Below are 20,885 nucleotides of genomic sequence, written 5' to 3' on the forward strand. Positions count from 1 at the left end.
GCGGCATGATGCAGCCATGCGCGCTGCCCGGCTGATCAAAATGGTGCTGCTGCTCCAGTCCCGCCCGTCGATGACCGGCGCCGAACTGGCGCGGGAGCTGGAGGTGTCGGAGCGTACGGTCGCCCGCGACGTGCTCTCCCTCTCCGAGGCCGGGGTGCCCGTCTACGCGGACCGCGGCCGGGCCGGCGGCTACCGCCTCATCGGCGGCTACCGCACCCGGCTGACCGGCCTCGGCCGCAGCGAGGCCGAGGCGCTGTTCCTGTCCGGTGTGCCCGCCGCGCTGCACGACATGGGCCTCGCCGACGCCGCCTCCGCCGCCCGCCTCAAGGTCTCCGCCGCGCTGCTGCCCGAACTGCGGGACGCCGCGGACGGCGCCGCCCAGCGCTTCCACCTCGACGCCCCCGCCTGGTACCGCGAACCGGCCACTCCGGACCTGCTGCCCGCCGTCGCGGACGCGGTCTGGGACGACCGGCGCATCGCCACCCGCTACCACCGCAAGGACGCCGAGGTGGAGCGCGAGCTGGAGCCGTACGGCCTGGTGCTCAAGGCAGGCGTCTGGTACCTCGCGGCCCGGGCCGGTACGGAGGCCGGTACGGAGGCCGGTACGGACATGCGCGTGTACCGCATCGACCGCTTCACCTCCGTCACGCCCCTCGACGACCGCTTCACCCGCGGCCCGGACTTCGACCTGCCCGCCTTCTGGGCGGAGCGGGCCGCCCAGTTCGCCCGCTCGATCCTGCGGGACGAGGTCGTCGTACGGCTGACACCGGCGGGCACCCGCCGGCTACGGCACGTCACCGACCGCGCCGGCGCCGAGGAGGCCCTGGCCGCGGCGGGCGAACCCGACGAGCAGGGCCGGACCACCGTCACCCTGCCCGTCGAATCCCTGGACATCGCCTACAGCCAGCTGCTCGGCCTCGGCCCGGAGGCGGAGGTGCTCGGCCCACCGGAGCTGCGGGAACGGTTCGCCACGGCGGCAGCCCGTACGTACGAGCTGTACCGGGAGCCCTGAGAGACGGCTCCCGGCACCGCTTACCGGTACCGCTTACCGATATCCGGCCGTGTCCGCCGGCTTCCCCTCCTGCTCGACCTCGGTGATGTAGCGCCAGGCGTCCGGCGCCGACCCGTCCACGTCCGTGAAGCCGTACTCCTTCGCCAGACCGCCGCTGGACAACGCCTGCCCGTTGAAGCGGGCCACGTCCGGGTCGGCGGCCAGCGCCGCCAGCGCCCGCCCGACGAACACCGGTGTCTCGGAGATCGCGAAGTGCGGGTTCTGCTCGCAGCCCGCCCGCCAGTCCTCCTCGGTGACCTTGAAGTGGGTGTCCAGCATGGCTTCCGACCGCAGCCAGCCCGGCGTCAGGCACACCGCCGTGCAGCCGTACTCCGGGAGTTCCTGCGCCAGCCCCTTCGTCATCCGGATCGGCCCGCTCTTGGCCAGGTCGTAGTAGAAGGGCTCCCGGTAGCGCCGGTTGAACTCCTCCGTACCGTCCGTCACCTCCACCAGCAGCCCGCCGGGCCGGCGGACCAGCAGCGGCAGCGCGTAACTGCTGGTGATGATGTGGCTCTCCACCCCGAGCCGCAGCACCCGCAGCCCCTTCTCCAGGTCGTGCTCCCACATCTTCTTGCCCCACTCGACATGCACGTCCCCGCCCCACAGGTCGTTGACGAGGATGTCCAGCCGCCCCTGCTCACGGTCGATGCGCTCGGTCAGCGCCCGTACCGCCGCCGGATCCAGATGGTCCGTCGGCACGGCGACGCCCATGCCACCGGCCGGTTCGCCTTCCTTCCGCTCGCCTTGCTTCCGCTCGTCCTCCCTCCGCTCGCCTTCCCTCCGGGCCGCCGCTCCCGCCGCTCCCGCCGCTCCCGCCGCCGTCACCAGCTCCGCGGTCTCCTCGATCGTCTCCGTCGCCCGGCCGACCTCACTGACGTGCTCCCTGGTCGTACGGCCGGTGACATAGACCGTGGCACCGGCCCGCCCCAGCTCCACCGCCATCGCCCGGCCCGCGCCCCGCGTGGCGCCGGCGACCAGCGCGACCTTCCCGGTGAGCGGTCCCCGCGGGCTGCCTGCCTCGGCCATGGTGTGTTCTCCTTCTGTCATGCCACGACCCTCCCGCCGAAACCCGACACCTTGTGTCCGCTTTTCCGCGCGAGGGGCCGCGGATAACGACACCGTCGCATCTGGGGCACTCCGCGTGCGGCGCCGTGCGGCAGGAACGATGCTGTACCCGTGATGGACGAGACGGAGTTCTGGCAGCTGATCGACAGCTCCCGCGAGGCCGCCGAAGGCGACCCGGAGGAGCAGGCGGACGCGCTCGTCGAACGACTGGTGGCCCTCGACCCCGACTCGGTGGTGGACTTCGCCCGGCACTTCGAGTCCCGGGACAGCCGCGCCTACACCTGGGACCTGTGGGCCGCGGCCGGCATCCTGCTCGGCGGCGCGAGCGACGACGCCTTCGACAACTTCCGCAGCTGGCTGATCGGCCAGGGCCGGGAAGTCTTCGAGGGCGCCGTGCACGACCCCGACCACCTCGCCGACCTGCTGGACGCGTTCGACGACGAGGTGGACGGCGACGCGGAGGAACTCGGGTACGCGGCGGACGAGGCGTACGAACAACTCACCGGCGCCGAAATGCCGGACCTCGGCCTGCCGGCACAGCCCCGCGAACCTCTCGGCACCTACCTGGATCTGGACGATGATCGGATTCTGGCGGAACGGTTTCCGCAGTTGTGGGATCGGTACGGGACCTGACGTCTTTCATGTTCAGACAGTGAGATCACCGAGGCATCGATGAAAGTAAGTAAAAACCGCCGCGTCGGCTGACGAAATGGCTGGTCGCGGCCTGTGGTCCCCGCGCGTGCGGGGGTGGTCCCCTGGAGTACCGGGCCGCCAGCCAGATGTGGGCGTGGTCCCCGCGCGTGCGGGGGTGGTCCCACCCATGCGTCGTGCGCATCGCCGAACTGGACGTGGTCCCCGCGGGTGCGGGGGTAATCCCATGTCGCCGGGGCCGGCGGCGAGGGCGACACCGTGGTCCCGCGGGTGCGGGGATGGTCCCCCGTGTTCGCGCACGATGTCGAAGACACCGTCGTGGTCCCCGCGCATGCGGGGCTGGCCCCGCGCCGCGCCACAAGTCACAAGCCAGGCCGCGCACGACAGCCGACTGCTGGCTGCCTAAATCCGTTGCCGCGCCTAGAGCCCGTCGGCTATACCTAGAGGCCCTAGGAAATAACTAGCGCCCCTAGGTCACACCTAGAGTATCTAGGCGAATGGCAGGAGGGAGCAGCCCCATGGCACGAGCCGGTTTGACGGCGGCCCGAGTGACGCTCGCAGGCGCCGAGCTGGCGGACGAAGCCGGATTCGACCAGGTCACCATGTCGCAGGTGGCGCGGCGGCTCGGTGTGAAGGACGCGAGTCTGTATACGCACGTACGCGGCCTGGACGACCTGCGCGGGCGGATCGCGCTGCTGGCGGCGGACGAAAAGACCCTCCGCATCGCGGAGGCCATCGCCGGCCTCGCGGGCAAGGACGCCCTGGTCGCGTTCGCCGACGCCTGGCGGGAGTACGCGGCCGCCCACCCCGGCCGCTACATGGCGACGCAGTTGCCGCTGAAGATCGACCCCGCACTGGTCGCGAACGCCCCCGGGCCGCGGCGCGCGGTCGAGCTGACCTATGGCATGTTGCGCGGTTACGGCCTGGCCGAACCCGACCTGACCGACGCGGTCCGGCTGCTGCGCAGTACGTTCCACGGCTTCGTCGCCCTGGAAGCCGCCGGCGGCTTCGCGCACGAACGGTCGCCGCAGGACTCCTGGGTCCGCGCCCTCGACGCCCTCCACACCGCCCTGACGCACTGGCCCGCGCCTCGCGAAGCCCGAGAAGGAGACCCGACATGAACGGTCCGACCACCGGCCCGACCACCGGCAGCCTGCGTGTGAACGGCGCGACCCTGCACTACGAAGTACGCGGCCAGGGCCCGCTGCTGCTGCTCATACCCGGCGGAGCGGGTGGCGCGGCCTCTTTGGACGGCATCGCCGACGAGCTGGCCGCCACACACACCGTCGCGACCTACGACCCGCGCGGCATGTCCCGTAGCGCGCTGGACGCCCCCGGGGCCGAGCAGCACGTGGCCGAGCACGCCGACGACGCGTTCCGGATGCTGGAGCTGCTGTCGCCCGGCGAACCCGCCCGGGTGCTCGGCATCAGTTCGGGTGCCATCGCCGCCCTGCACCTGCTCACCACCCACCCCGAACGCCTCGCACGCGTCGTGGCGCACGAGCCGCCGGTCGTGGAGGTCCTGCCGGACGCCGCCGAACACCGCGCGCTCGTCGCACGCGTACAGGAGACGTTCCGTACCGAGGGGCTCATGCCCGCGATGGCCGTGTTCGCCGCGGGCCTCAAGAAGGAAGGCAGCGATTCCGAACCCCAGCCGGAGATGAAGCTTCCGCCGCAGGCCGCGGCGCGTGCCGAGCAGACCATGGCCAACCTGCCGTACTTCGTCGGGCAGATCGTGGCCCCCTTCATGTCCTACGCCCCGGACACCGCGCGCCTGGCGACGCTGACCGACCGGCTCGTCCTGGCCGGCGGCCAGGACTCCCGCGGGGAGCTGTCCTACCGGCCGGCCGCCTTCCTGGCCGAACGTTTCGGCACGGAACTCCTGCACTTCCCCGGCGGGCACACCGGTACGACCACACACCCGGCCGAGTTCGCCGACGTCCTCCTGAAGGCACTCGTCTCCTGAAGGCGCTCACTCCCTGAAAGCCGCCTCGGCCGCTCAGTTCAGCTTCTTGCCCATCAGCACGTCATCGACGTACTTGCCCTCCAGCAGGAACTCCTCGGGCAGAACGCCCTCCACCACGAAGCCCGCCGACTCGTAGAGCCTGCGCGCCGGAGCGTTGTGCCCGAGGACGCGCAGGGTGATCCGGCGGGCGCCCTCGTCCGCCGCCTGCGCGCACGCCGCGTCCAGCAGCGTACGGGCGATGCCCCGGCCGCGCGCCCAGGTGTCCACGGCCAGGCCCTGGATCTGCCGGACGTGCGCGTTGCAGGGCAGCGCCGTCGGCGGCACCATCCGCAGAAAACCGGCTAGCTGCCCCGCGATCTCCGCCACCAGCAGGTCCTCGGGCCGGTGCCGGTCGTCGAAGAACCGGCCGTACGGAGACTGCGGCCGGGGCGTCACGGCGTGCAGCGTCGACCACGTACGGCGATCGATCACGGCGAGCTGCTCTTCATCGGCGAAAACGGCGGTACGGACGAACGATTCGGACATGCGTGCCACTGTGCCACGTGTACGCTCCCCGAACCGGCAGTATGGCTGTCATGCGGATCGCGATCACCGGCTCGACCGGTCTCATCGGAACGGCACTACTGCGCTCCCTTCGCGCGGAGAGCGCCACCCGCCCTTCGGAAGCCGGGGAGCGGCCCGACATCGTCCGGCTCGTCCGGCGCCCGCCGCGCGGCACCGACGAGGTCCGCTGGGACCCCGAGCGCCAGAAGGTGGACGCCGCCGGACTCGCGGGCTGCGACGCCGTCGTGCACCTCGCGGGCGCCGGCGTCGGCGATCACCGCTGGACCGATGCGTACAAGCGCACAATCCGGGACAGCCGCGTCCTCGGTACGGCGGCGCTCGCCGAGGCCATCGCCTCCCTCGACACCCCGCCGCGCGTCTTCGTCTGCGGCAGCGCCATCGGCTACTACGGCGACACCGGCGACCGGCGGACGGACGAGTCGGCGCCGCCCGGCGACGACTTCCTGGCCCGCGTCTGCGTCGACTGGGAAGAGGCCGCTGCCCCGGCCGTCGAAGCCGGCATCAGGACGGTCTTCCCCCGCACCGGGCTGGTCGTGGGCCGCCAGGGCGGCGCCTGGGGACGGCTGTTCCCCCTGTTCAAGCTGGGCCTGGGCGGACGGCTCGGCAGCGGCCGGCAGTACTGGAGCTTCATCTCCCTGCACGACCACATCGCCGCCCTCCGACACCTCATCGACACCGAGGAACTGAGCGGCCCGGTCAACTTCACCGCGCCCGAGCCGGTCACCAACCGCGAGGTCACGGCGGCGATGGGGCGCGTACTGCACCGCCCCACCCCGTTCCCCGTACCGGCCCCCGCCCTGCGGCTGGCCCTGGGCGAGTTCGCCGGCAACGTCCTGTCCAGCCAGCGCATCATCCCCCAACGCCTCCTGGACTCCGGCTTCACGTTCGCCCATCCCACGGTGGACGACGCGATCCGCTCGGCCCTGGCGGGTTAGTTCTCTCCCCACCGGGGCGGCACCCACGTCTTCATCTCTTCCCCCACCGGGGCGCGGCCCGCACCACCCATACCACCGGCGGGCCCCGCCCCACACCCCGACGCCGACGGCGCCGCACCCGGCAACGCCCCGCACCATCCCGCCGACTCGCGGCACTCCGTGCCGCATCGTGCGCCCGTGCGCGGTCTACGCGCGATCGCGCCCCCGCCGCCGCGTTTCTTATGGTTCCAACCTCACGAACTCGGCATCCCGCGCGCCGGTTCGGGGCAGGAGCCCCTCAGCGCCGGCACCGGGACCGACCTCGGGAGGGCACGTGCTGCGCACCGCATCGACCGTGGACGTCGTCATCGTCGGGGCCGGCCTCGCCGGTCTCGCCGCCGCCCACCATCTGACCAGCGCGGGAGCCACGGTCACCGTGCTGGAGGCCGCCCCACGCACCGGCGGCCGGACCACCACCGACCGGCTGGACGGCTTCCGGCTGGACCGCACCGGCCAACTACTCGTCACCTCGTACCCCGAACTCCGCACCACCCCCGGCCTCAACGGCTTGGCCCTGCGTCACTTCTCCCCCGGACTCTGCCTCCACAACGGCCAGCGGACGCACCGCGTCGGTGCCCCCCGGAGCACAAGGGGCGCACTTTTGGCAGCGCGCGCCCTTTCGCGCTCCGAGCGGCGTGCCGACCGCCCCGTCGCCCAGGCACTGGCCGCCCGTCCGCCCTTCCCGCCGTACATCCCCGACGGGTTCCTGCGCCCCCTCCTGTCCGCCCTCCTCTGTGATCCCGGACTCTCCGGCTCCAGCCGCAGCGCCGCCCACGCCCTGCGTGCCTTCGCCCGCGGGCGGCTGTGCCTGCCCGTCGGCGGCGCCTCGGCGCTGCCCGAACTCCTCGCCGCCTCCCTTCCCCCCGGAACCGTGCGCACCTCCGTACGCGCCGTCTCCGTCTCGACCACCAGCGTCACCACCGCCGGCCACGGGCGCTTCCCTTGCCGCGCGGTGCTCGTGGCCACCGGAGCGCGCGACGCGGCAGAGCTGCTCCCGGGGCTGCGCATCCCCGACTTCCACCCGGTGACCATCGTCCACCACACCACTGACAGTCCCCCGGCCCGCGAACCGGTGCTCTTCCTGCCGGCCGACGGCCCGGTCGCGCACACCTACGTCGCCAGCGAAACCGACCCGTCCCGCGCCCCCGCGGGCCGCGCCCTGGTCACCACGACCGTGCTGGGCGCCCCGGCGACGCTGCCCGCCCGGGCGCTGGACAAGACGGTCCGGCCCCAGCTCGACCGGATCTACGGCACCTCCACCGACGCCTGGGAGCTGCTGGCCGCCCACCACGACCCGGAGGCGGTCCCGGCCATGCCCGTACCGCACGACCCGGACCGGTCCGTCCGGCTGCTGGCCGGGCTGTACGTGTGCGGCGACCACCGGGACACCGGCACCGTCCAGGGCGCCCTGCGCTCCGGCCGCCGGGCCGCCCGCGCCGCCCTCGACGACCTCCGCCTGCCCCCGTTCCACGAGCCCTGCGAACTGTCCGCGGCGGCCTGACCCCCTGCTCCCTGACACTGCCCCCTGACCCACCGACCGGCCGGGCCACACACACCCACAGGGCCCGGCCGGGCCCACCGCGCCGGTGGAGCAGGCCGCGGACCCGCGCCCCACCACGCCGAAGGAGCAGGCCGCGCCCGCGACCCGCCCCACCGGCTCACCCCACCGGCCCCCTCGCCCGGCCGCACCCGACACCCCTCCGTACGGCTCCCGTCATACTCCCCCTCCGCCCTCGCCCCTCGCCCTCCCCCTCACCCCTTCACCCCTTCATGGCCGCCACCCGGTCCCGATACCCCCGTACCGCCGCCGCGTCCCGGTACGGCTCCAGTCGGCGCTCGAACTCGCGGACGTACTCGTGCGCCCGTACGGACCGCATCTCGGACGCCTGGAGCGCCGCCTCCGCGCCCAGGGCGCACGCCTGCTCCAGCTCGCCCAGACCGAGCCGCGCCGTCGCCAGTACCACCCGGCAGAACAGCCGGCTGCGGGCGAAGCCGGCGCCCCGCAGCTGGAGAGAGCGCTCCGCGTGCTGCGCCGCCGCCCGGAACTGCTGGAGGTCGCGGTGGCAGTGCGCCAGCTCGTCGGCGAGCTGGGCCTCGTCGAAGAACCGCGCCCAGTAGGGCGTGTCGTCCCCCGGACGCGCCGTCTCCAGCGCCCTTTCCGCCCGCGCGAGCGAGGCCGTGCACGCCCGTACTTCAGTCAGTACGCCGTGTCCGCGCGCCTCCGCCGAGTGCAGCAGGGCCTGGACGACGGGCGGCGCGTTGCTGCCGACCCCCTGCTGGGCGACCCGGGCGAGCTGGACGGCCTCCCGGCCGTGCCCCAGGTAGACGGCCTGCCGGCTCATGGTCACCAGGACGTACGCGCCGTACGCGCGGTCCCCGGCCGCCTGTGCCAGCCGCAGCGCCTGGACGAAGTAGCGCTGCGCCAGGCCGTGCGCGGCGATGTCGTACGACGTCCAGCCGGCCAGCCGCGTCAGGTCGGCGGCGGCCGCGAACAGCCGCCGTCCGGCCGCCTCGCCGTACGTACCGCGGAGCATCGGTTCGACCTCGTGCTCCAGGTAGCGCACCAGGGCCTGGCGCGCGTGCCCGCCGCCGTACGCGTGGTCCAGCGCCCGGAACAGTTCGCCGACCGAGCGGAGCGCCTTGATGTCACCGGCGGACACCCGGTAGGCGTGCGCCCGGTCGGGTCGTGCCGTGCGCTCGGGGCGCTCGGCGTGCTCCGCGCGCCCGGCGCGTTCGGCCGCCCCCGCGCGCTCCGGCCGTTCGGGATGGCCCGCGCGTTCTTGGCCGGCCCGGTCCATCTGCCGCTGCCGGGGCACCGACACCTGCATCCGGCCCGGCGTGGTCAGCCGGCCGGCGGGCTCGGCCGCGTCACCGTGCGCGACCCGCTCGTCGGCGCGTCCGATCAGCCAGTCCCGGCTGGGCACCACCAGCCCGGCCGGGGTGAAGGCGATCTTGCGCAGCTCCGCGTGGCTGCCGGAGTCCTTGCGCCACAGGCCGCTGACGATGTCCACCGCCTCGCTCGGCGTGGACGCGAATTCCAGCCCGGCGTACACCGGCGCGCAGGCGTCCAGGCCGAGGTCCTGGGCCGACAGCCGGCGTCCCAGTCTGCGCGTGAAGACCTCGGCGATCAGTGCGGGCGTGGTGCCTCTGGGCTGCTGCCCGCGCAACCAGCGCGTCACCGACGTCTTGTCGTACCGGAGGTCGAGCCCGTGCTCCAGGCCGAGCTGGTCGACCCGTCGGGCCAGCCCGGCGTTGGAGAATCCCGCCTCCGCGATGAGCGCGGCGAGCTGTCGGTTGGGCGTGCGCTGTGGGGGTCGTTCCGTCATCAGCTTTACCGGTCTCCTGCCTTCCGGGCCGAGCTGCCCGGGTTCGGCTGACCCTGTCCGGCGCTGCTCCCTGCCCTCGTGGAACGGCGTGAATGTAACGGCCTTGAGCGGCTTTCTCGCCGCCTTCGCCACGCGTTCATCCGATCGTGTGAGCAGGGCTCGCACTCTCCTCCACGCGTCTCCGGGCGGCCCCGCCCCGATTGCGCAACGGCGGCCCCGGGAGTGCCCCGGGGGCTCCCGAAGCGCTCCCGCGCGCCCGCGCATCAGGCCCCCGCTCCGGGCGCGTGCAGGCGCTGTCCGCCCCCGCCGTACAGTTGGCGTGGGCGCGAAGGACGTATCAAAGTTCGAAGAGGAGCTGCCGTGACTGCGATCTCTCGGGGGGACACCCCCGTACCCGAGGGGCTGCGATTTGAGCGTCTGGGCTTCGGCGCCGACGCCGTCGACTACGAGTCGGCCTGGCAGGAGCAGCGCAGGGTGCACGCCGCCCGGTTCGCCGACGAGGTCCCGGACACCTGCCTGCTGCTGGAGCACCCGCCCGTCTACACGGCGGGCCGGCGCACGGACGCCAGCGAGCGCCCTCTGGACGGCACCCCGGTCATCGACGTCGACCGCGGCGGAAAGATCACTTGGCACGGTCCCGGCCAGCTGGTCGGCTACCCGATCCAGAAGCTCCCGCGCCCGGTCGACGTCGTCGCCCACGTACGGCGTCTCGAAGAGGCCATCATCCGCACCTGCACCGAGTTCGGCGTGGAGACCACCCGGGTCGAGGGCCGCAGCGGCGTCTGGGTGCTGGGCGACCCGGTCGCCGACCGCCCCCAGCTGGGCGGTCTCTCCCTCGACTTCGATCCCCGTACGGCCGACGAGGAGTTCGACCCCCGGCTGAACGGTCCGGAGTACGCCCCGTCCAACGCCGGCCAGCGCCGCGAGGACCGGAAACTGGCCGCGATCGGCATCCGCGTCGCCAAGGGCGTCACGATGCACGGCTTCGCGATCAACGTGAACCCGGACAACACCTCGTTCGACAAGATCGTGCCCTGCGGCATCCGGGACGCCGGGGTGACCTCCCTCGCCAACGAACTCGGCCGGGAGATCACCATCGCCGACGTCCTGCCCGTCGTCGAGAAGCACCTGCGCGACGTGCTGGAGAACGCCGTGCTGCTCCCGCGGGCGGTCTGAGCCGGTCACCGGGCGGGTCCGCCCCGGTCCTTCCCGGACCGGCCGGGCCGGTCACCGGGCCACCGAAACAGACCGCGAGGAATGCCCCCCTGCCATACGGGGTTGGCCTGCACGTAAAGACGTGCGAATTGACGGGCGTACCCTGGTGTACGCCGAAGAAACGAAGTCGTAGGGAGCCGGACGTGTCCGCTGTCGCACCCGACGGACGCAAGATGCTGCGCCTGGAGGTCCGGAACAGCCAGACCCCCATCGAGCGCAAGCCCGAGTGGATCAAGACCCGGGCGAAGATGGGCCCCGAGTACAACCACCTGCAGGGCCTGGTCAAGAAGGAGGGCCTGCACACGGTCTGCCAGGAGGCGGGCTGTCCCAACATCTACGAATGCTGGGAGGACCGCGAGGCGACCTTCCTCATCGGTGGTGACCAGTGCACCCGCCGCTGCGACTTCTGCCAGATCGACACCGGCAAGCCGCAGGAGCTGGACCGCGACGAGCCGCGCCGGGTGGCCGAATCCGTCCAGACCATGGGGCTGAAGTACGCCACGATCACCGGCGTCGCGCGCGACGACCTGGACGACGGCGGCGCCTGGCTGTACGCGGAGACCGTGCGCCAGATCCACGCCGCGATGCCCGACACCGGCGTCGAACTGCTCATCCCCGACTTCAACGCGGTCCCCGAGCAGCTCGCCGAGGTCTTCTCCTCGCGCCCCGAGGTGCTCGCGCACAACGTCGAGACGGTGCCGCGGATCTTCAAGCGCATCCGCCCCGGCTTCCGTTACGAGCGGTCGCTGGAGGTCATCACCAAGGCCCGCGAGGCCGGCCTGGTCACCAAGTCCAACCTGATCCTGGGCATGGGCGAGGAGCGCGAGGAGATCAGCCAGGCGCTCCAGGACCTGCACGACGCGGGCTGCGAACTGATCACGATCACGCAGTACCTGCGCCCGTCGGTGCGGCACCACCCCATCGAGCGCTGGGTCAAGCCCGCCGAGTTCGTGGAGCTGAAGGAAGAGGCCGAGGAGATCGGTTACGCCGGCGTCATGTCCGGTCCGCTGGTCCGCTCCTCCTACCGCGCCGGCCGGCTGTACCAGCAGGCGATCGAGCGCCGTCAGGTCCAGGAGTCGGCGCAGGCCGTCTGAGCCTCACAGGGCCGTTCCGCCCCGCACAGGGCCGTACGACCCATGGACCGGAATGTGAAACGTGGCACAGAGTGTCATGACGCGGCCCGTACCTCCCCAGGCAGGGGCGGTGCGGGCCGCGTCAACGTTTCATCGGTGTTTGACCCGCGGGTCATCAGTTGGTAACACCGATCTGTAACGATGGCTTCACAGAACGCGTCCACCATTCCTCCAGAAGGGGAACCCGTCATGCAGGCCGCGCCCGCTCGCGCCACCGCCGCTCTCCCCATCCCGTCGGTCACCGATGCCCTGCGCGCGGTGGAGTCCGTACTGATGCGCGCGGGCCAGCGCACCGCCCGCCGGAACGCGTGGACATCGGTGCTGGAGGACCGCCGCCGCGCCAGGGACCGGCACGAGGCCCAGCACGTACTGGAGGCCGCGGCGACCGAGGGCCCGAACGCCACGTAAACTGCGCCCCATGGCGAGGAAGGCAAAAGCAGACAGCGCTGAGGGCGCTGCGAACCCCGGGCGACTGAAGCAGATCGCCCAGACCTACAAGATGACCCGTCGGGTCGACCCCAAGGTCGGTCTTGTCGTCGCCGGCGTGGGCATCGTCGTTTTCGGCGTTCTCCTCGTCCTCGGCTTCCTGATCGGCCACCCCGTCTACCTGGGCATCCTGGGATTCGTGCTGGCCTTCCTCGCGATGGCGATCATCTTCGGCCGCCGTGCCGAACGAGCCGCCTTCGGTCAGATGGAAGGCCAGCCCGGCGCGGCGGCGGCCGTACTGGACAACGTGGGCCGCGGCTGGACCGTCACCCCGGCGGTGGCGATGAACCGCCAGCAGGACGTCGTGCACCGCGCCGTCGGCAAGGCGGGCATCGTCCTCGTCGGCGAGGGCAACCCGAACCGCGTACGCGGCCTGCTGGCCGCCGAGAAGAAGCGGATGGCACGGATCGTCGCCGACGCCCCGGTCCACGACTTCGTGGTCGGCGACGGCGAGGGCGAGATCCCGCTCAAGAAGATCCGTACGACGCTCCTGAAGCTCCCGCGCACCCTGCCCGGCGCCCAGGTCACGGCCACCAACGACCGGCTGCGCGCACTCGGCGACCTCATGAGCAACATGCCGGTGCCGAAGGGTCCGATGCCCAAGGGCGGCATGCGGATGCCGAAGGGCGGCGGCGGCAAGATGCGCTGAGCCGCACCCGCGGCACAGCACGACGCGGCGCCCGGCGCCCGTCACCGGAACGGCCGAGGGGCCCGGGACCTTGTGGTCCCGGGCCCCTCGGGGGTTTTCAGAAGGCTGGCTCGGGGGTTTCCAGAAGGCTGGGGTGACCGTGCGTCCGTACGCACCCGCCCCGCCCTGCCCCCCGTACGGCTTTTGCAGCCGTCCGTACGTACGCCTCAGATCCGGACCTGTACGGCGCGGGCCAGCCGGTCGTGGAGGCCGCGGCCGTCGCGGTCCCAGATCACCGCCGGGATGACCACGGCCAGCAGCACCGTCCGCAGCACCACGCGCAGCAGGGGCAGCCGTCCGCCGCCCTCGGCGACCACCCGGAGGCCCACCAGCCGCTTGCCCGGGGTGAAGCCCACCGTGCCGACCGTCAGCACGCTGAGCACCACGAAGACGGCCAGCGCCCAGTTGCTCGTCGACTCGGCCCGGCCGTGGCTGAGCAGCCCGTACGCGACGAGCGAGCACAGGGCCCAGTCGATGAAGAGGGCGGCGAAGCGCCGGCCGGGACGCGCGATCGAGCCCGGCCCCTCCTCGGGCAGCCCGAGCTGCTGTCCGCGGTAGCCGAACTCGACACCCATGTCCTCGGCTGCCGCGCGAGGCCCGGAGATCCACGATCCGATTGCTTGCCTGTTGTCCACCCGTCCACGGTACTGCGACCGCATACGTTCACCCGCTCGCGGGGCGCCGCGGAGAACGCCCGGAGGGCGTGCCGGGGACGGCATGCGACGGCTCCGCCACACCGCGCGACGGTACGGCCCCGCCCCGCCTCACCCCCTCCCCGCCCCTTGCCACCGCACGCGGCCGCGCTCGGCCGGCGCTCGGCGGCCCCCGCGCCCCTCCCCCGGAATGATCAATTCCGCCGACCCCTCCCCCCGCACATCACCTCCCCGAACGGGCCGCGCGGCGGTTAACCTCGGCGAAACAAATGGGTCATGCTTGGGAAATCCCGCCTGCCTATGGTCGGGCAAGCGCGCCACCGCACATGACGCGCTCCGAGTAGCAATCCCGCGTCCGCCGACCGCCGGTGACCGGGCTAGGAGGAGTTGGATGTTCCAGAACGCCGATGAGGCCAAGAAGTTCATCGCGGACGAAGACGTCAAGTTCGTCGACGTCCGGTTCTGCGACCTGCCCGGTGTGATGCAGCACTTCACGGTTCCGGCGGAGGCGTTCGACCCGACCGAGGAGCTCGCCTTCGACGGCTCCTCGATCCGCGGCTTCCAGGCCATCCACGAGTCCGACATGGCTCTGCGCGCCGACCTCTCCACCGCCCGTGTGGACCCGTTCCGCCGCGACAAGACCCTCAACATCAACTTCTTCATCCACGACCCGATCACCGGCGAGCAGTACAGCCGTGACCCGCGCAACGTGGCGAAGAAGGCCGAGGCGTACCTCGCCTCCACCGGCATCGCCGACACCGCGTTCTTCGGTCCGGAGGCGGAGTTCTACGTCTTCGACAACGTCCGCTTCGAGACGTCGGCGAACCAGTCCTTCTACCACATCGACTCCGAGGCCGGCGCCTGGAACACCGGCTCCGAGGTCAACAACCGCGGTTACAAGGTCCGCTACAAGGGCGGCTACTTCCCGGCTCCCCCGGTCGACCACTTCGCCGACCTGCGCGCCGAGATCTCCCTGGAGCTCGACGCGGCCGGCCTGAAGGTCGAGCGCCAGCACCACGAGGTCGGCACGGCCGGCCAGGCGGAGATCAACTACAAGTTCAACACGCTCCTCGCCGCCGCCGACGACCTGATGCTCTTCAAGTACATCGTGAAGAACGTCGCCTGGCGCAACGGCAAGACCGCCACCTTCATGCCCAAGCCGATCTTCGGCGACAACGGCTCCGGCATGCACGTCCACCAGTCCCTGTGGACCGGCGGCGAGCCCCTCTTCTACGACGAGCAGGGCTACGCGGGCCTCTCGGACACCGCCCGCTACTACATCGGCGGCATCCTCAAGCACGCCCCGTCGCTCCTCGCCTTCACCAACCCGACGGTGAACTCCTACCACCGCCTGGTCCCCGGCTTCGAGGCCCCGGTCAACCTGGTCTACTCGCAGCGCAACCGCTCCGCCGCGATGCGCATCCCGATCACGGGCTCCAACCCGAAGGCCAAGCGCGTCGAGTTCCGCGCCCCGGACCCGTCCTCGAACCCGTACCTCGCCTTCTCCGCCCTCCTCCTCGCGGGCCTGGACGGCGTCAAGAACAAGATCGAGCCCGCCGAGCCGATCGACAAGGACCTCTACGAACTCGCCCCCGAGGAGCACGCGGGCGTCCCCCAGGTCCCCACCAGCCTCCCGGCCGTCCTCGACGCCCTGGAAGCCGACAACGAGTACCTCCAGCAGGGCGGGGTCTTCACCTCCGACCTCATCGAAACCTGGATCGACTACAAGCGCACCAACGAAATCGCCCCGATCCAGCTGCGGCCGCACCCGCACGAGTTCGAGCTGTACTTCGACCTCTAAAGATCGGCGGGCTCCCGCGGTCCAGGCCGCGAGCCATCGACTGTGATCCGACTGTGCCCCGGCCACCCGGCCGGGGCACAGTCATGTGTGACGGCTACCGGCGACGCCGGAGGATTCTCAGGCGTCTTCGGTTGGTGTCAGGAGGCGTTCGGCGTTGTCGATGAGGTCCTTGTAGGTGAGGACTTCGACGCGGTTCAGGTGGGTGTTGAGGGTCCGGAAGGCTTCGTTGATCTCCTCCTCCGGAACATCGGGCTGGGCTGCCGGGTGCCCTATGAGGACGAGCGCGCTGGCGCGACGGGTTTCGATGTGCAGGTCGCGGCGTATGCGCTCGCGGTGTTCGTCGAGTCCTACGAGGTAATTCACGGCTTGCGCCACGGCGTCGTGGACCTCGGCTGTGGGGACCCAGGCGTCGCGGTGCCGTTTGACCAAGGGACCACGCAGGCCGGCGGCGCGTTTGAGTTCTACGACGTGGAGGGACCCGTCGCCGCGAATCAGCGGTATGTCCAGTTCGTCGCCCGGTACCAGACGGCGGTGCGTGGCTTCGCTGATGAATTGGCCACCGAAAATCCAGTGCTGTCCCCGCAGGGCCTCGTGGAGATCCCGTTCCGAGGCATGGGGGTCCTCCGCCAGACGACGGAGCGCGATCAGCCCGGCGGAGCGGCGTTGCAGCTGAAGCGCTTGGAGGAGGACCTTTCCTTCGGGGTCGGAAGCGAGTATGGAGATGATGTGCCGGGTCGCTCCGTCGGGGTCCTCCATATCGACGCGGTTGCGGAGTATCCGCTCCGTCCAGACGGCTATCTCGGCGCGGCCGCGCAGAATCCGATAGCGTCCTGGCCGGTCTTCGGGCGCATTGAGCCATTGCGCCTCTTTGCTGAGCTTCTCGACATGGCTGAGCAGCTTCTCTGCGCCGGCTCCTGGCTGCGAGGCCAGGAACTCGCGGCCGGCCCGCAGGACGAAGTCGCTCGCCGCCCCGATGGTCCGTGCGAGGTAGTGGCGGGCAGCCTCGTTCCGCGCACCGTCCTGGAACAGGCGGTACCTCTCCTCGAACTCCGGCCTGAGAATTCTTCCCTCCGCGTAGTCCAACGAGTCCTGCAGCAGACGCACGACGTGCCACTCATCCTTGTCCGCCGCCGTGACGCGAGCTGCCGCCAACAGATCGGTGAGCGCTCGGCCGCCCCTGCGGCTGCGGCCGCCGCCGCTCGACATGTGCTCGACCACGGCGTTCACAGCGCCCTTGACCTGTATGTCGGCAGCCTCTTCGCGAGTGCGTTCGAGCTGTAGTTCCAGGGCGAAATCAGATCTGACGGTCATGTACGAAGTGTGCGGGGTGGCACTGACAATGCACCTGGAATCACACGTACTTACGACCTGTCAAGACGGTGGATAAGTGGTGGGCGGGGTGGGTAGTGCTGTGGCCGCTGGACGGCGGCGGCGTGGGGAGGCGGGCGGGGGGCTTGCCTGCGTGATGGGGGGCGCGTGTCCTGGTGGATGGGGAAGTTGGTCGGCGAAAGGATTTTGCAGTGGTGGGGCAGCCGTTTGCATTGCCGGGGTTCTATCTGCCGTATCCGGCGCGGTTGAATGCGCATCTGGAGGAGGCTCGCGGGCATTCCAAGGAGTGGGCTCGCGGGATGGGGATGCTGGAGGGGTCGGGGATTTGGGAGGAGGGGGATCTGGATGCGCATGATTACGCGTTGCTGTGTGCGTATACGCATCCGGACTGCTCGGCGGATGTGCTGTCGCTGGTAACGGACTGGTATGTGTGGGTGTTCTTCTTCGACGATCACTTTTTGGAGGCGTTCAAACGGACGCAGGACCGGGTCGGTGGGAAGGCGTATCTGGACCGGTTGCCGTTGTTCATGCCGATGGAGCTGGACGCGCCGGTGCCGGAGCCCACCAATCCGGTGGAGGCGGGGCTGGCGGATCTGTGGGCGCGGACGGTGCCTTCGATGTCGAAGGCGTGGCGGGCACGGTTCCGGGAGAGTACTGAGCATCTGCTCAACGAGTCGTTGTGGGAGCTGTCGAACATCAATGCCGGGCGGGTGCCGAATCCCGTCGAATACATCGAGATGCGCCGGAAGGTCGGTGGCGCGCCGTGGTCGGCGGGGCTGGTGGAGTTCGCGGCGGGGGCCGAGGTGCCGGCGGCGGTGGCCGGGTCGCGGCCGTTGCGGGTGTTGAAGGATTCGTTCTCGGACGGGGTTCATCTGCGGAACGATCTGTTCTCGTACCAGCGGGAGACCGAGGAGGAAGGTGAGCTCAGCAACGGGGTGCTGGTGCTGGAGAACTTTCTCGGGTGTACGACGCAGGAGGCGGCGGATTCCGTCAACGATCTGATCACCTCGCGGGTGCAGCAGTTCGAGGACACGGTGCTGACGGAACTGCCGGTGCTGTTCACGGAGAAGGGGTTGAGTCCGCGGGAGTGCGCTGATGTGCTGGCTTATGCCAAGGGGCTGCAGGACTGGCAGTCGGGTGGGCACGAATGGCACATGAGGTCGAGCCGGTACATGAACGGGGGTGGAAAGGCGGCGGGGACGGCGGGGAACTGGTCACCGTTCGCGTTCGGGGGGCTGGGGACTTCTGGGGCGGACGTACGGAAGGCCGTGGCGGTCTCCGGGGCCAAGCGGCTGCGCAACTTCACGCATGCGCCGTACCAAAAGGTGGGGCCTTCGCAATTGCCGGAATTCGTCATGCCGTTCAAGACGATGCTGAGTCCGCATCTCGACGGGGCCCGGGTGAACACGGTGGAGTGGGCAGGGCTGATGGGGATGCTGCGGCCGCAGGCAGGGGTGCCGCTGTCGGACATCTGGAGCGCCGAGAAGGTCGCGGATTACGACTTTCCGCTGTGTGCTGCCGGGCTGCATCCCGAAGCCACCCCGGGGGAACTGGATCTCGGATCGCAGTGGCTGACCTGGGGGACGTACGGGGACGACTATTACCCCGCGGTCTTCGGGGCGACGCGGGACCTCGCCGGGGCGAAGGCGTGCACCGGTCGGCTTTCGGCCTTCATGCCGGTGGAGGAGGGGGAAACGTTTCCGGACCCGGCGAACGCGATGGAGCGTGGGCTGGCGGATCTGTGGCGTCGCACGACGGAGTCGATGGATGCCGTGGCGCGGAAGACGTTCCGGGACGCCGTCGAGGTGATGACGGCCGCGTGGATCTGGGAGCTGGAGAACCAGGCGCGGCACCATATCCCCGACCCGGTGGACTACATCGAGATGCGGCGGGCGACGTTCGGCTCCGACATGACGATGAGTCTGAGTCGTATCGGGCACGGGCGGCGGGTGCCGGAAGAGGTGTACCGGAGCGGGCCGATGCGTTCGCTGGAGAACGCGGCCGCCGACTACGCGACGCTGCTGAACGACGTGTTCTCGTACCAGAAGGAGATCGAGTACGAGGGTGAGGTGCACAACGGGGTTCTGGTGGTGCAGAACTTCTTCGACTGCGACTATCCGACGGCGCTCGCGATCGTCCATGACCTCATGACGTCGCGTATGCGGGAGTTCCAGCATGTGGCGAAGAATGAACTGCCGGTGCTGTACGACGACTTCGATCTGTCGGGTGCGGCGCGGGAGCTGCTGGACGGTTATGTGAAGGAGCTGGAGAACTGGATGTCCGGGATTCTCACCTGGCATCAGGGGTGTCGGCGGTATCGCGAGGAGGATTTGGTCCGGCACAAGGGGCGGGGGCGCGGGGCAGGAACTGGAGCGGTGGGAGCGGTAGGAGTGAAGGGGGTAGGAGTGAAGGGTGTAGGGGTGAAGGGTGTAGGAGCGCCGGCGTTCGTTGGCCGGCCCAGTGGGCTGGGGACGGCGGCGGCCCGGGTGGTCGCTCCGCGGGCATGACGGGTGGCCCCTCCCGGGTGGGCCGGGAGGGGCCGGTCAGGTCAGGAGTGCGGTGGTTGCCGGGCCGCGGTCAGGGTCGGTGGGAGTCGTCGCTCGTGTTCGCGCGCAGGCGGCGGCGCGTCGCCTGCCGGTTCAGCGGGCGTTCTCGGTGATCAGGGAACGGACCAGGCGGCAGGTCGTGTTGGAGGGCGGGTGCACTCCGATCCGGGCCGCGGTCGTGCGGATGGTGCGGTTGCGGGCCCGCTCCGGGGTGTAGACACCGCCGTCGAGCAGGGCTATCGCCAGGCGCATGGCTTTCAGGCGGCGGTTGTGGGCCTCGTACCACTCACGCGGGAGGCCGGCGGGCAGCGGCTTCTTGGCCATCGGCGTGCGGCGGACCACCCGGCGCGCGGCGGTCTTGCCGTACGCGGCTGTCGTGGCCCTCGCGGCCTTGGCGGCCGGTGCGGTCTTCTTCGCGACTGCGGTGCTCGTGGGCAGTGTGGCTACGGCCATCGGCAACCTCCTGGGACAGTGGAGAAGCAGTGCTGGACTGCTTCCTTACTGCCTCCAATTTTAGTGCCGACCACTGACAAAGCCGCCTGGTCAGGGAGTACTTCGGGGGTGAGGGGCGGGGGGCTCGGGAGGCTCATGGGGTGGCCGTCGGGGCGGGGGTCTGCCGGGTGTCGGGGCCGGCGGTCGGCAGGGCCAGTCCGTTGCTGGAGCAGCGCACCGTCCAAGGATTGCCCCGGCTCTCCGGCTCGTACATCCGGACGTCGACCTGAGTGGCCGGGCGGCCGCCGGGGATGGCGGCGTGGGCGGCGGTGCACGCGATCTGGTGGACCGCCGCCGCCTCCATCCGGGCCACCGGTGTCGGGAGGTGGACGCTGACCGCGCCGGTCGTGGGGACGGCGGTCAGCCGTCCTGGCATCGGCGGCACCACGCTGACCAGTCCGCGCGCCTGTTCGGCGGCGGTGGGCCCCTTCATCAGCAGGTCGAGGGCTTCCTGGGGGCCGACCGGGCCGTCGGCTGGGCGGGCGGCGGCGTGGATGCCGAGCGGGGAGAGGAAGAAGATCCGGGCGGTGTAGGTGTCGGTGCCCGGCTGCCGGATGCCCTGGGCGGGGGCACCTGCCTGGACGTAGCCGGTGGGGGCGATGCCGCAGCCGGTGAGGAAGAGGGCCGGAATGAGGAGGGCCGGGAGGAAGAGTGCCAGGCGGGAGGCCTTGGCCCTGGCCGGCGCCGCTCGGGTCGGGCTCCTCATGGGCGGTCCTCGGAGGTAGGAGGGATGGGAGAGGTTGTTGGGGAGGGGGTGGCCTCTCGCTCAGCTTCCGGGTCGTGGTCGGGACCCGGGCCCGTCGCCGGCTCCAGCGGCATGTAGCTTCCCTGGGAACGTGACCAATTTCCGGCACTGATGTCCACACGGTGTCCAGTTGGCCGCGATTGAACCAGCGGAAGCGTTGAGCGTAAGCACTTCGGCCCGGCTATCACTCGTACGAGTGA

Annotated in this window: 19 protein-coding genes; 12 read left to right on the forward strand and 7 right to left on the reverse strand. The window is 70.9% G+C overall.

What is annotated here, in order from left to right:
- Nucleotides 1–16 precede the first annotated feature (16 nt).
- A complete protein-coding gene (locus tag JXZ78_RS18465) occupies nucleotides 17–1,012 on the forward strand; it encodes a helix-turn-helix transcriptional regulator (RefSeq protein ID WP_030022021.1) in 996 nt (331 codons plus the stop codon).
- Nucleotides 1,013–1,045: 33 nt separating this feature from the next.
- Here JXZ78_RS18465 and JXZ78_RS18470 read toward each other — a convergent pair whose 3' ends face one another.
- Nucleotides 1,046–2,077 (reverse strand): SDR family oxidoreductase, encoded by a 1,032-nt coding sequence (locus JXZ78_RS18470; RefSeq protein ID WP_030022020.1) that lies wholly within the window; start codon nucleotides 2,075–2,077, stop codon nucleotides 1,046–1,048.
- 153 nt (nucleotides 2,078–2,230) lie between these two features.
- Here JXZ78_RS18470 and JXZ78_RS18475 point away from each other — a divergent pair, with 153 nt between their 5' ends.
- From JXZ78_RS18475 to JXZ78_RS18485, 3 genes are all read left to right on the forward strand, one after another.
- Nucleotides 2,231–2,749, forward strand: a complete 519-nt coding sequence (locus tag JXZ78_RS18475; RefSeq protein ID WP_030022019.1) for a DUF4240 domain-containing protein — start codon at nucleotides 2,231–2,233, stop codon at nucleotides 2,747–2,749.
- 536 nt (nucleotides 2,750–3,285) lie between these two features.
- The gene (locus JXZ78_RS18480) at nucleotides 3,286–3,888 is read left to right on the forward strand and encodes a TetR/AcrR family transcriptional regulator (protein ID WP_030022018.1); all 603 of its coding nucleotides are present in this window, start codon (nucleotides 3,286–3,288) and stop codon (nucleotides 3,886–3,888) included.
- Entirely contained in the window at nucleotides 3,885–4,733 is an 849-nt protein-coding gene (locus JXZ78_RS18485) for an alpha/beta fold hydrolase (protein ID WP_030022017.1), read from the forward strand. Before JXZ78_RS18480 ends, JXZ78_RS18485 begins: the two co-directional genes overlap by 4 nt.
- A 33-nt stretch (nucleotides 4,734–4,766) precedes the next feature.
- Here the strand turns inward: JXZ78_RS18485 and JXZ78_RS18490 are convergent, their stop codons facing one another.
- On the reverse strand, nucleotides 4,767–5,258 hold the full coding sequence (locus JXZ78_RS18490; protein ID WP_030022016.1) for a GNAT family N-acetyltransferase: 492 nt from the start codon (nucleotides 5,256–5,258) through the stop codon (nucleotides 4,767–4,769).
- Between the two features lie 41 nt (nucleotides 5,259–5,299).
- Here JXZ78_RS18490 and JXZ78_RS18495 point away from each other — a divergent pair, with 41 nt between their 5' ends.
- Entirely contained in the window at nucleotides 5,300–6,232 is a 933-nt protein-coding gene (locus JXZ78_RS18495) for a TIGR01777 family oxidoreductase (protein WP_030022015.1), read from the forward strand.
- Nucleotides 6,233–6,545: 313 nt separating this feature from the next.
- Nucleotides 6,546–7,772 (forward strand): FAD-dependent oxidoreductase, encoded by a 1,227-nt coding sequence (locus JXZ78_RS18500; protein WP_030022014.1) that lies wholly within the window; start codon nucleotides 6,546–6,548, stop codon nucleotides 7,770–7,772.
- Nucleotides 7,773–8,031: 259 nt separating this feature from the next.
- Here the strand turns inward: JXZ78_RS18500 and JXZ78_RS18505 are convergent, their stop codons facing one another.
- Nucleotides 8,032–9,597: an NsdA family TPR-like regulatory protein gene (locus JXZ78_RS18505; protein ID WP_030022013.1), complete on the reverse strand. Its 1,566-nt coding sequence runs from the start codon at nucleotides 9,595–9,597 to the stop codon at nucleotides 8,032–8,034.
- 360 nt (nucleotides 9,598–9,957) lie between these two features.
- Here JXZ78_RS18505 and lipB point away from each other — a divergent pair, with 360 nt between their 5' ends.
- The 4 genes from lipB (at nucleotide 9,958) to JXZ78_RS18525 (ending at nucleotide 13,080) form a co-directional block, all read left to right on the forward strand.
- Nucleotides 9,958–10,773 carry a lipoyl(octanoyl) transferase LipB gene (lipB, locus tag JXZ78_RS18510; protein ID WP_050502733.1) on the forward strand — a complete coding sequence of 272 codons (816 nt, stop codon included), beginning with the start codon at nucleotides 9,958–9,960 and terminating at the stop codon, nucleotides 10,771–10,773.
- A 182-nt stretch (nucleotides 10,774–10,955) separates the two neighbouring features.
- Nucleotides 10,956–11,906, forward strand: a complete 951-nt coding sequence (gene lipA / locus JXZ78_RS18515) for a lipoyl synthase (protein ID WP_030022011.1) — start codon at nucleotides 10,956–10,958, stop codon at nucleotides 11,904–11,906.
- Between the two features lie 228 nt (nucleotides 11,907–12,134).
- Nucleotides 12,135–12,353, forward strand: a complete 219-nt coding sequence (locus JXZ78_RS18520; protein WP_030022010.1) for an SCO2195 family GlnR-regulated protein — start codon at nucleotides 12,135–12,137, stop codon at nucleotides 12,351–12,353.
- A 10-nt stretch (nucleotides 12,354–12,363) separates the two neighbouring features.
- Nucleotides 12,364–13,080, forward strand: coding sequence for a DUF4191 domain-containing protein (locus tag JXZ78_RS18525; RefSeq protein ID WP_030022009.1), 717 nt, complete (start codon nucleotides 12,364–12,366; stop codon nucleotides 13,078–13,080).
- 206 nt (nucleotides 13,081–13,286) lie between these two features.
- Here JXZ78_RS18525 and JXZ78_RS18530 read toward each other — a convergent pair whose 3' ends face one another.
- Entirely contained in the window at nucleotides 13,287–13,754 is a 468-nt protein-coding gene (locus tag JXZ78_RS18530; RefSeq protein WP_033038675.1) for an RDD family protein, read from the reverse strand.
- 409 nt (nucleotides 13,755–14,163) lie between these two features.
- Here JXZ78_RS18530 and glnA point away from each other — a divergent pair, with 409 nt between their 5' ends.
- A complete protein-coding gene (gene glnA, locus JXZ78_RS18535) occupies nucleotides 14,164–15,573 on the forward strand; it encodes a type I glutamate--ammonia ligase (protein WP_030022007.1) in 1,410 nt (469 codons plus the stop codon).
- A 117-nt stretch (nucleotides 15,574–15,690) separates the two neighbouring features.
- Here glnA and JXZ78_RS18540 read toward each other — a convergent pair whose 3' ends face one another.
- The gene (locus JXZ78_RS18540) at nucleotides 15,691–16,884 is read right to left on the reverse strand and encodes a Shedu anti-phage system protein SduA domain-containing protein (protein ID WP_030022006.1); all 1,194 of its coding nucleotides are present in this window, start codon (nucleotides 16,882–16,884) and stop codon (nucleotides 15,691–15,693) included.
- Nucleotides 16,885–17,096: 212 nt separating this feature from the next.
- Between JXZ78_RS18540 and JXZ78_RS18545 the strand changes: the two genes are divergently transcribed.
- A complete protein-coding gene (locus tag JXZ78_RS18545) occupies nucleotides 17,097–19,409 on the forward strand; it encodes a terpene synthase family protein (protein WP_078624463.1) in 2,313 nt (770 codons plus the stop codon).
- A gap of 132 nt (nucleotides 19,410–19,541) precedes the next feature.
- On the opposite strand, the gene JXZ78_RS18550 is transcribed toward JXZ78_RS18545, so the two are convergent.
- Nucleotides 19,542–19,901, reverse strand: a complete 360-nt coding sequence (locus JXZ78_RS18550; RefSeq protein ID WP_030022004.1) for a hypothetical protein — start codon at nucleotides 19,899–19,901, stop codon at nucleotides 19,542–19,544.
- A gap of 133 nt (nucleotides 19,902–20,034) precedes the next feature.
- Nucleotides 20,035–20,646, reverse strand: a complete 612-nt coding sequence (locus JXZ78_RS18555; RefSeq protein WP_238783206.1) for a hypothetical protein — start codon at nucleotides 20,644–20,646, stop codon at nucleotides 20,035–20,037.
- Nucleotides 20,647–20,885 lie beyond the last annotated feature (239 nt).

The sequence above is a fragment of the Streptomyces monomycini genome (assembly GCF_022271435.1).
GTDB classification, from domain to species: domain Bacteria; phylum Actinomycetota; class Actinomycetes; order Streptomycetales; family Streptomycetaceae; genus Streptomyces; species Streptomyces monomycini.

Excerpts from the sequence above, each read along its gene's own strand:
- JXZ78_RS18465 (WP_030022021.1), top strand. The coding sequence starts at position 17 with ATGCGCGCTGCCCGGCTGATCAAAATGGTGCTGCTGCTCCAGTCCCGC.
- JXZ78_RS18470 (WP_030022020.1), bottom strand. The coding sequence starts at position 2,077 with ATGGCCGAGGCAGGCAGCCCGCGGGGACCGCTCACCGGGAAGGTCGCG.
- JXZ78_RS18475 (WP_030022019.1), top strand. The coding sequence starts at position 2,231 with ATGGACGAGACGGAGTTCTGGCAGCTGATCGACAGCTCCCGCGAGGCC.
- JXZ78_RS18480 (WP_030022018.1), top strand. The coding sequence starts at position 3,286 with ATGGCACGAGCCGGTTTGACGGCGGCCCGAGTGACGCTCGCAGGCGCC.
- JXZ78_RS18485 (WP_030022017.1), top strand. The coding sequence starts at position 3,885 with ATGAACGGTCCGACCACCGGCCCGACCACCGGCAGCCTGCGTGTGAAC.
- JXZ78_RS18490 (WP_030022016.1), bottom strand. The coding sequence starts at position 5,258 with ATGTCCGAATCGTTCGTCCGTACCGCCGTTTTCGCCGATGAAGAGCAG.
- JXZ78_RS18495 (WP_030022015.1), top strand. The coding sequence starts at position 5,300 with ATGGCTGTCATGCGGATCGCGATCACCGGCTCGACCGGTCTCATCGGA.
- JXZ78_RS18505 (WP_030022013.1), bottom strand. The coding sequence starts at position 9,597 with ATGACGGAACGACCCCCACAGCGCACGCCCAACCGACAGCTCGCCGCG.
- JXZ78_RS18520 (WP_030022010.1), top strand. The coding sequence starts at position 12,135 with ATGCAGGCCGCGCCCGCTCGCGCCACCGCCGCTCTCCCCATCCCGTCG.
- JXZ78_RS18525 (WP_030022009.1), top strand. The coding sequence starts at position 12,364 with ATGGCGAGGAAGGCAAAAGCAGACAGCGCTGAGGGCGCTGCGAACCCC.
- glnA (WP_030022007.1), top strand. The coding sequence starts at position 14,164 with ATGTTCCAGAACGCCGATGAGGCCAAGAAGTTCATCGCGGACGAAGAC.
- JXZ78_RS18540 (WP_030022006.1), bottom strand. The coding sequence starts at position 16,884 with ATGACCGTCAGATCTGATTTCGCCCTGGAACTACAGCTCGAACGCACT.
- JXZ78_RS18550 (WP_030022004.1), bottom strand. The coding sequence starts at position 19,901 with ATGGCCGTAGCCACACTGCCCACGAGCACCGCAGTCGCGAAGAAGACC.
- JXZ78_RS18555 (WP_238783206.1), bottom strand. The coding sequence starts at position 20,646 with ATGAGGAGCCCGACCCGAGCGGCGCCGGCCAGGGCCAAGGCCTCCCGC.